Origin of the sequence: Nostoc sp. (assembly GCF_036919615.1) — a bacterium.
GTDB lineage: Bacteria > Cyanobacteriota > Cyanobacteriia > Cyanobacteriales > Nostocaceae > Nostoc.
Window position 1 is genome coordinate 1 of the sequence record NZ_JBALCN010000022.1, and the last position, 8,725, is coordinate 8,725.

The window sequence follows — 8,725 nt, forward strand, 5'->3', positions numbered from 1 at the left end:
ACAAAGCGGTGATGTTGGACTATCTGGGAATGCTCTACGCCGACAAAGGGGAAGTGGATTAAGCGATCGCACTTTTCAATCAGTCTTTGGAAATAACTGAACGCATTGGTAATGTCCAAGGCAAAGCAATGACTCTGTGGTGGTTAGGACATTTAGCAGAACAACAGGGTGAATACACTAAAGCGATATCCTATTTGCAACCAGCTTTAGAGATTTTGCAGCGATTGCAGTCACCGGATGCTGAAAGTGTGAGTGCAAGTCTTGATAGGGTAATTCGTAATTCGTAATTACAGCATGGAAAGATTTTTTGTCTTACGCAGAGGCGCAGAGAAGAACGCGAGAGTGTTTTATAAATAAATGAAAATTGCTGTAATGAGTCTTTGATACTTGTGAATGAGTCTTTGAACTAGATTCATCCACCTCTGAACTCCGTTAACGAGTATTTGAACTGGATTTATCCACCTTTGAACTCCGTTAACGAGTATTTGAACTGGATTCATCCACCTTTGAACTCCGTTAACGAGTATTTGAACTGGATTCATCCACCTTTGAACTCCGTTAACGAGTATTTGAACTGGATTAATCCACCTTTGAACTCCGTTAACGAGTATTTGAACTGGATTAATCCACCTTTGAACTCCGTTAACGAGTCTTTGATATTTGTGGACAAGTTTTTAGGGATTTTTAAGTAATAAAATATCCTAATATTTTTTGTAGGATGGGCGTCTCGCCCGTCATGGAAACTGGGCGCTCATGTTGCCCACCTCACAAGATTAGATGATTTATATGTTGGAGTTCTTTTAGGGAAAGTCAGGTGAGAGAATCAGGATCTATGCCGAGCGATCGCAACCGTTCCGCTAGCAATTGGACACGTTGTTTAGCTTGCTGTGCTGCTTATTGAGCTAGTTTCACCTGTTCTTCAGGTGTTAAAAACCGTTCACCTTGCTCGTCATAACAATACAACCACTCGCGCTTAATGCCTAGATAAGTTCCTCGTTCCATGCCAATCGCTAAACCTATCTCTGGCAACCAAATGCGATCGCCATCATGTAATTCATAAGCATTATTAACTAATTTGTAAACTGAATACTTGGGTTGCTAAACAGAGATTGAAAAACACTGTTGCGATAAAAAAACTGATTTGAATCCAGCACCCAGATATCTGTGTGTCATCAATATCAGAATTTACAGTCATGATAAAGTAATCTAAAAAAAGCAAACAAAGGATTTGACTTGATGTGACTAAAGCTAAGATAGGTCTAGTTACTATACTGCGCCTAGACCTCGAACGGGTACACTTTACTAATCATGATTGCCTTACAAACTCTATTTCATGCAATTGCTCAAGCTAAAGATGAACAGACTTTGCGATCGCACATATCCGCAGAAATGAGTGAGTATTTTTCAGCTACACGAGGTGGGCTGTTTTTCTTTGCTCAAATTTCTTTAATTGACAGCAAAATCCAAAAAGCACTGCAAATGGCATTATCACCCCAACACAATCCAGTTGCACGCTACTTGCTAGAACACCATGCCCCTGTTCATGAAGCTTTGATAGTAGAACCTAAGACGTGGAAGTTGATTTGTCCTCGTACCGACCACTGGCACGTCATGGCAGGGCCAATTGTCAGTAATGGTGAATTAGTGGGCATGGTAGGTTTTACCCGTCAGCAAGGAACGCCTCCATTTGATTCACAAAATCTCACAGACTTGAGTGCACTTTGTATGCACATTTCTACTTGGGTGGCAAGGCGGGCTACGCCTACGCAACACCTACTATTACAGACAGAGCGTTTAACAGCTCGTGAAGTGCAAATTGCTTCCTTAGTGGCTCAAGGACGAACCAATGCAGAAATTAGTGCTGAACTTTGGATTACTGAAAACTCTGTCAAGCAAGCTTTAAAAAGGATGTTTCGCAAGCTTGAAGTTTCATCTCGTGCTCACATGGTTGCAAAGCTTTCCACAGTTTCAAAATAAATCAGCTTTTATTCGCTTCATTCCACTTGAAGTTTGATTGACAGTTGTGATTATTTAATTATCAGAAAAGCCGCAGAAATGACAGTGCATACAAAAGCAAAAATAATTGCATGTTCCATTTTACTGCTAATAATATTTATTGCAGTTGCTATACCAAATATGAAAACAAATACTAATATCTTTAGAAGATTTTCTGATTGCCAATCAATTAATGGCTCATCAAGAGATGTTGCCATTGCTTGTATTAATAACTGTTGAAGTTGTATATTCATTTCCAGCTAATTTTTCCAATTTATTTGTTAATTATATATAAAAACTAGCTTTAGCCTTACCCTCAAGTCTTCTATCGTCAGGCATAATAGAAGGTAGAATTACGGAGTCCATCTCGAAATATTACCTTTGATAGATTTCTCCTGATTTTCTCAAATTTAACAAAACTTTGATACTTAATATTTTACAGGTTTTCAAACAGGTATGTATTAATTAAAACAAAAGCGAGTGCAAATTAAACTGTGAAGAAAAGTGATTGCTTTAGCATTCTCATTGTACGCTCATAGTGCAGTGCCGAAAGCAATCACACCCGAATGGCGGGCAGTTAATAATCCAGTTTCAGCTTACAGCTATTTTCAGGTAAATAGACCATGCAGTAAGGGCACAGCAATGCTGTGCCCCTACGACAGATGTGGTTCAAATACATGAAACTGCTGTAAAAAAGCAGATACAAAAGCAACTGCTCATCACCTGTTCAATAAAGTGCGGTTCCTTGTTGTCAAACCCGATACAGTCAAGAGCCTCCAACCAGTAGGATTCCATTTGCCCCATATCCTTGCAACCTCCAGATAGAGAATTGCGCTCGCTCTATGACATTTATCTGCGCTGCCCCAGATGCATAAGCCAGAGAATCACAGTGTACTTTGATTTGTAAACAGTGGAGTAAAATAGCAATAGCTCCGGCGTGAAATTCCAGTAATTAATTTCTCGCCCAACGCTTCAATCTGCTCAGAACCAGGATACATAGTTTATTGAGTAGTACCAATAGCAGAATTAAGTTTAAGTTTAATCTTTGTACCTTTTTTGAGAGCAACTTCTCCACCAGGGCTAGACAAAACGAAAGCAGTTGCGGCTGTACCACCTGCGAGTCCACCATGCTTGAATTTAGCTTGATCACCAAGAAAATGTCCGGCAACTGCACCGCCTAAAATAATGCCTGCATTTTGAATGAACTTACCTTTGGTTTTTGTTTCTACCTGAGTGTTTGTTAAAGTAGCATTAATGGGATAAGATGCTCCATTTTTTAGCGAAATATCATCAAAAACCAAATGTAAACTCGCTTTTTTGCCTTTGGTAGCTTTGACTACATCTTCCAGATGTCCTTGAATTTGACCATCTTTAAAAACTTTATCTCCTCCTTGAGATAAATTATTAGTTTTTAAGAGAAAGCGGTCATTATTTTGATTTTTCGCTGTAGATATATCTTGTTGAAGAACAGTATCAAAACTTGTTCCAACTGCTACAGATAGTTGATTGTTAGATGGACTAGATGTACTATCAGTTATTGCAGTTTTGTTATTATTAGTAGGAGTACTGTTAGGCTGGTTACTAGTTTTGTTACAAGCCACCGTGCTACTCAAGAGAATAGCACTTAATAGGAGTGGAAACAAATTTTTCATTGCTACGGTTTTGATGAAATGAATAATCAGAATACAATGTTTTCAGATAAACCAAAAATACATCAGTTAAAACTTTATAATCAAATCTGCTCAATTTGCAGATTATACTACTAAAAATCATTAAAAATTAACACAGAAAATCCGAGTTTCTTGTACTTAAGTTTTAATATAGTTTGGGGTATCTTTATACAAAATTGGTATCAGCAGCAAGTTAAGTAGGACAAAATAATAGCGGTAGCAATTAAGATGAATCCCCAGTTATTTACGCTTACTCTTTTTAGGGTTAATCAAGCTGCGGTTTAAAAATCCTTGCTAATATTAGCTTTTTGTAGTGCTATCGCCACACCTTGCTCTAACTTTCTGACGAGTTCCCCTTGCTCCTGACACCGTTTACTGTGTCGTGCAGTACACTTACAGCACCTTGCGTTTGCTCAATATCTTCTTGACTTTTGGATGAGTGACTTTTGACTTTTAACTTCCCCAAAGGGGCTGGCTGGTAACGTCTGCACGCAGAGATAGCACTTCTGTACCTGTTTTGCTTTCAATCTCCGCAGCAGTTTTGTCAATTAACTCACTGCGGGCGCAGATGGCAATTTTTGCATTCTCACGGGCAAATTGCCTCGCTGTAGCTTTGCCCAAACCTTTACTAGCAGCAGTCACTAAGGCGATTTTGCCACGGAGTTGCAAATCCATAATCTTGATTCTTGTTGTTTACAGTAACTTGAAACCGAGGTGATTGAGAACTTCACGTAAGCGATCGCGTCCTTTCAATGACTCGACAGTTGCGATCCGCTGGGCTGAGTGTTCTGACCAATCACCAGGGACATTCATCTTTTGTTCAGTGTAGAAGTCTTTGATAATATCATTATAGTGAGCGATCGCTTCTTCCTGATCTGCCAATTTATAAGTTTCACGGTGCAGTATCGCTGATTGTGGCAACCTTGGCTTAATCGCTGCTTCTACCTCAGGATTCGCATAGCCGACACACAGCCCAAACACAGCATACACAGAGTCGGGCAAATTCAATATCTTTGCTACCTCTTGCGGGCGGTTGCGGATTCCACCGATATATACTGTTCCCAAACCGAGCGACTCAGCTGCAACTGCTGCGTTTTGCGCCGCCAAAGTTGCATCGATTGTTGCCATCACAAACATTTCCAAGTATTCCAGCGCATCATGAGAGATGCCGCGACTGTCAGCAACGTAACTTAAACGCGCCAAATCTGCTAACCAAACCAAGAATAAAGGCACCTGCTTAATATGTGCTTGGTTTCCTGCTAGCTTGGATAACTCCTCTTTGCGCTGTTGATCTTCGATTGCAACCACACTCCAGGTTTGCAAATTAGAGGAAGTAGATGCAGATTGGGCGGCTGCAATTAGTAACTCCAGAGTTCCTGGCGGTAGAGGAGAAGATAGATAAGATCGGATTGAACGGTGAGATAGTAGTGCTGTCAGGGAATCATTCCATTCAATTTCGGGATTGAAGGGGATTTCACCATAGCGCGATCGCAGTAGTTCTGTAGGATTAGTCATAATCAATTCCAAGATTTACATTTCAAAAATTGTCAGTTGAATAAAAGACTTTAGTATCAATTTAAGATTTTAAATCTTGTTTCCAGGTCTAAGAAGGAAATGCTCTTTATTGGGCTGCTGCCGCTTTAATACCAGACAGAGCCTCACAGAGGGCATTCCTAGTCGTAGACTAGGAACTAGGCATTTATAGGGGCATACATATTTGTGCCCCTATAGCCTACTCATTGTACTAGTTTAAGTTTTTGGTGAAAAGGCAGCATATTCTTCTTTTGTCAACATTGCATCCTTGACATTTACCTCTTTGGGAATTAACTTCAATTTATAATATGTATCCGCAACACCTTGTTGGAGATTTATTAGATTGTCGTCAATTGGGACAACACCAAAAGTGCGTCTGTTAGTTGCTTTTTTCATCGTTTCTACATCAATTCCCAACACAGGTGCTAGAGTTTTTGCTACTTCTTCTCGATTCTGTTTAGACCATTCTTCTAGATTTTGAATTTCCTCCACTATTGCCTTGACAGTTTGCGGATTTTCAGTGACAAATTTGCGAGTCATCAAATAATATCCTCCCTGTTTATTAATTCCTGTGCCATCAATCAGGACTCTGGCTTTAGTTGCTTCTTGAGCCACTGCATAGAAGGGGTCCCAAATTACCCAGGCATCTACACTGCCCTTGACAAATGCAGCGCGGGCATCAGATGGTGCTAAATATTTAGGTTCAATGTCAGTATATTTCAATCCCGCTTTTTCTAAAGCTTGGACTAACAATAAGTGAGCGCTAGAGCCTTTTTGAAAGGCAACTTTTTTACCTTTGAGGTCAGTAAGCTTTTGAATTTGTGAATTTTGAGGAACAAGAATTGCTGAACTAGCTGGAGTAGCCGCAGTACCAACAACGTAAGTTAGTGATGCTCCAGCTGCTTGGGCAAATATTGGCGGTGATTCTCCTACAGGACCGATGTCAATACTACCTACATTCATGGCTTCTAGGAGTTGGGGACCCGCTTGAAATTCAGTCCACTTTACAGTAATCCCTTCTGGTGCCAAACGCTTTTCTAAAACACCTTTAGTTCTAATTAAAATAGTCGATTTTTGATAGCCAAATCTTACCACTGTTGCTTTACTGGAAGCCGAATTGCTAACAGATGTGGCACTGGGATTAGGGGAATTAACAGTAGGTGTCGATGAGCAGGCGGCAAATAGCACGCTCAGACAAAGACCTGCAACAAAAGCCCCTGCAATTGGCAAAGGAGAAGAAAAGAATAATTTATGTTGGTTGTTAAATGGGATATTCCTGATTTTTATCAACGATATCCACTTGGTAATTCGGCGAAAGATTAGGTGAATCATCAAAATAACTTCTCTGAACTGTATTTATACTATAAACTTATAGGTTTACCGGAGTATATAGATAAATTTAGGTTAAATTGACATAAGAGGCAGGGAAGTAGAGTAAATTGATACTTACCTGCCTCTTATGTCAGTGTCAAAAAACACAGTACTAATTCAGCAAATCAGGTTCTTCACGGATAATCCTGTCATAAAGTGGCTGGAAGCTGAACCACCCACTTATATGTGACCCTACTTGAGTTTGCGTTAAGCGGGCTGTTTCGTGTTTGATAGTAGTGGGTCTACCCGCAGCTTCTGCTAGCAGTTGGGCTTGGCACGATCGCTCTAAGCTAATGTACCAAAAGGCAGCTTCATCTACTGTATGTCCCACAGTTAAAATACTATGGTTACGGAGGATTATGGCTTTCTTTGGCCCCAAAGTTTGCGCCAGTCGCTGACCTTCAGAAATTTCTAAAACAACACCTGTGAAATCGTCAAATAGCGCATGGTCTTCGTAAAAAGCACAGGAATCTTGTGTCAAGGGGTCAAGGAGACGACCTAAACTAGACCAGGCTTTACCATAAAGTGAATGGGCGTGAGCCGCCGCAATCACATCAGGACGAGCTTCATGAAGCTGAGAATGGATGGCAAAAGCAGCTCGATTCACCTGAGCATCGCCTTTAACCACCTCACCTTCTCTATTAACCAAGATCAGGTCAGAAACTCGGATATGACCGAAGTATGTTCCGAATGGATTGACCCAGAAATGGTCTGTAAACTCCGGATCACGAGCCGTAATATGGCCTGCGATTCCCTCACTGAACCCAAATTTACCAAACAGGCGAAAGGCAGCAGCAAGGCGTTGTTTACGGTGCAGGCGTTCGTCTTCAACTCGCTCGAATACTGGGGGTTGTAGTCTATCAGACTTGGGCATGTTCTTTTTCCTCTTCTTCTTGACAGGGAGCGTTGGAATATCCAGAGCGAAAAGATTTGACGCTGTGAGATTCTCTTATGAACTGGTGACGCAAGACGCAGCCAGTATCATTACCCAGGAGATGGATCGATACAGATGCGCTCTGGGATGTGGTTTTGACGGCGTGGATATCACCATCTGGGGGTAACAGGCGGTAGATATCCCCTGGTTGAAGCGATGCCTGCGGCGGGCAAAGCCTACGCACTTCAGTTACTTGTAATTGTGCGTGTCCTTCGGTGTCGCCGTTATCTACACGGCGATAGACTGTTTCTTCTTGATTACCTTTGTATAAACCAATCAATCCCCAGGCTAAATGGTCGTGGATGGGAGTCGTGGAACCTGGGGGAATCACTAAACTGAAGACTGAGAGGGAACGGTTTTTGGCGCGATAAAGCAGCCACTGACCAATACCGCCGCCCATTTTGCTTTCAGGATTGATTTGGGCAAACTTTTCCGGGAGCCATTCCTGTTGGGCGAGCAGCTCTTGAAAATAGGGTTCTAGTCTGGCGAGAGTTTGGGTGCGATCGTCAGCAGTGCTAGCGCTAATTTCACGCACTGTTGCTACAAAGGATCGTAGTTCCTGGCTCTCAATAAACCATTGGTCTTCTGGTAATGGTTCCAAGATGGTGTGGTTTATCATCTATAGTATTCCTCGGTTTAGGAAGCGACTAAAATTAACTAATTACTAATTCGTAATTTGTAATTCGTAGTTAAAAGCGATGTGCAACTTCTTCTTAAAACCCCGCTTCCATTTCTCTCTCCGTTTTGGGGAGAGGCTTTGATTCTTCCTCCCTAACTTTTGTAGGAAAGAGGTTGGGGGTTAAGTTTGAGAGTAAAGTTGCACACAGCGTTAGTTAAGAATTCAATTACGAATTACGAATTACGAATTATTTTAATGCCAGGGTGAATCTTGAAGCCAAGTTGCTCAAGTTTTAGACGAGAAAGAGACTCCTTAAGAATGATCGTGAATGGATATCGCTGGAATACGGTAGCTTTACCTTGTGACAATAGTAGCCTAGCATGGCTGATGCGTACTGGATATAACGATTGTTGGTTGGCATCGAGAATGAATACTTTGGTCATGCATGATATTCCTTACGAATAAAATTGTTAAGGGACTATCAAAAAATCAATCATCCAATCTTGAACTAAGAGGCTATTTATAAAGTAAATCTAAAGGTGGCTAACCAAATGAAATGATAACGCTAGGATACTTTTGAGATAGTGTATTTACGTAGCGTTA

10 protein-coding genes are annotated in these 8,725 nt (G+C 41.0%); 2 read left to right on the forward strand and 8 right to left on the reverse strand.

The annotated features are described in order from the left end of the window. The first annotated feature begins 65 nt into the window (after nucleotides 1-65). Together V7K48_RS07670 and V7K48_RS07675 are read left to right on the forward strand one after the other, a co-directional pair. Nucleotides 66-287 carry a tetratricopeptide repeat protein gene (locus V7K48_RS07670; RefSeq protein WP_335071154.1) on the forward strand — a complete coding sequence of 74 codons (222 nt, stop codon included), beginning with the start codon at nucleotides 66-68 and terminating at the stop codon, nucleotides 285-287. A gap of 1,021 nt (nucleotides 288-1,308) precedes the next feature. Continuing rightward, the gene (locus V7K48_RS07675; RefSeq protein WP_335071134.1) at nucleotides 1,309-1,977 is read left to right on the forward strand and encodes a LuxR C-terminal-related transcriptional regulator; all 669 of its coding nucleotides are present in this window, start codon (nucleotides 1,309-1,311) and stop codon (nucleotides 1,975-1,977) included. A 50-nt stretch (nucleotides 1,978-2,027) separates the two neighbouring features. Here the strand turns inward: V7K48_RS07675 and V7K48_RS07680 are convergent, their stop codons facing one another. From V7K48_RS07680 to V7K48_RS07715, 8 genes are all read right to left on the reverse strand, one after another. Then, complete coding sequence (locus tag V7K48_RS07680) at nucleotides 2,028-2,213, reverse strand: hypothetical protein (protein ID WP_335071136.1); 186 nt, start codon at nucleotides 2,211-2,213, stop codon at nucleotides 2,028-2,030. A 783-nt stretch (nucleotides 2,214-2,996) separates the two neighbouring features. Then, nucleotides 2,997-3,647: a hypothetical protein gene (locus V7K48_RS07685; protein ID WP_335071138.1), complete on the reverse strand. Its 651-nt coding sequence runs from the start codon at nucleotides 3,645-3,647 to the stop codon at nucleotides 2,997-2,999. 471 nt (nucleotides 3,648-4,118) lie between these two features. Then, nucleotides 4,119-4,340, reverse strand: coding sequence for an SDR family NAD(P)-dependent oxidoreductase (locus V7K48_RS07690; RefSeq protein ID WP_335071140.1), 222 nt, complete (start codon nucleotides 4,338-4,340; stop codon nucleotides 4,119-4,121). 18 nt (nucleotides 4,341-4,358) lie between these two features. Next, nucleotides 4,359-5,180 (reverse strand): NADPH-dependent oxidoreductase, encoded by an 822-nt coding sequence (locus V7K48_RS07695; RefSeq protein WP_335071143.1) that lies wholly within the window; start codon nucleotides 5,178-5,180, stop codon nucleotides 4,359-4,361. A 234-nt stretch (nucleotides 5,181-5,414) separates the two neighbouring features. Beyond that, nucleotides 5,415-6,530, reverse strand: a complete 1,116-nt coding sequence (locus tag V7K48_RS07700; protein ID WP_335071146.1) for a sulfonate ABC transporter substrate-binding protein — start codon at nucleotides 6,528-6,530, stop codon at nucleotides 5,415-5,417. Nucleotides 6,531-6,681: 151 nt separating this feature from the next. Further along, nucleotides 6,682-7,443, reverse strand: a complete 762-nt coding sequence (locus V7K48_RS07705; RefSeq protein ID WP_335071148.1) for a class II aldolase/adducin family protein — start codon at nucleotides 7,441-7,443, stop codon at nucleotides 6,682-6,684. Then, complete coding sequence (locus tag V7K48_RS07710; protein ID WP_335071150.1) at nucleotides 7,430-8,122, reverse strand: hypothetical protein; 693 nt, start codon at nucleotides 8,120-8,122, stop codon at nucleotides 7,430-7,432. The genes V7K48_RS07705 and V7K48_RS07710 overlap by 14 nt, the downstream gene beginning before the upstream one ends. A gap of 233 nt (nucleotides 8,123-8,355) precedes the next feature. After that, the gene (locus V7K48_RS07715) at nucleotides 8,356-8,565 is read right to left on the reverse strand and encodes an RRXRR domain-containing protein (protein ID WP_335071152.1); all 210 of its coding nucleotides are present in this window, start codon (nucleotides 8,563-8,565) and stop codon (nucleotides 8,356-8,358) included. Nucleotides 8,566-8,725: the final 160 nt, after the last annotated feature.

Coding starts and splice junctions, on each gene's coding strand:
- V7K48_RS07705 (WP_335071148.1), bottom strand. CDS start 7,443: ATGCCCAAGTCTGATAGACTACAACCCCCAGTATTCGAGCGAGTTGAA.
- V7K48_RS07695 (WP_335071143.1), bottom strand. CDS start 5,180: ATGACTAATCCTACAGAACTACTGCGATCGCGCTATGGTGAAATCCCC.
- V7K48_RS07690 (WP_335071140.1), bottom strand. CDS start 4,340: ATGGATTTGCAACTCCGTGGCAAAATCGCCTTAGTGACTGCTGCTAGT.
- V7K48_RS07680 (WP_335071136.1), bottom strand. CDS start 2,213: ATGGCAACATCTCTTGATGAGCCATTAATTGATTGGCAATCAGAAAAT.
- V7K48_RS07710 (WP_335071150.1), bottom strand. CDS start 8,122: ATGATAAACCACACCATCTTGGAACCATTACCAGAAGACCAATGGTTT.
- V7K48_RS07700 (WP_335071146.1), bottom strand. CDS start 6,530: ATGATTCACCTAATCTTTCGCCGAATTACCAAGTGGATATCGTTGATA.
- V7K48_RS07715 (WP_335071152.1), bottom strand. CDS start 8,565: ATGACCAAAGTATTCATTCTCGATGCCAACCAACAATCGTTATATCCA.
- V7K48_RS07685 (WP_335071138.1), bottom strand. CDS start 3,647: ATGAAAAATTTGTTTCCACTCCTATTAAGTGCTATTCTCTTGAGTAGC.
- V7K48_RS07675 (WP_335071134.1), top strand. CDS start 1,309: ATGATTGCCTTACAAACTCTATTTCATGCAATTGCTCAAGCTAAAGAT.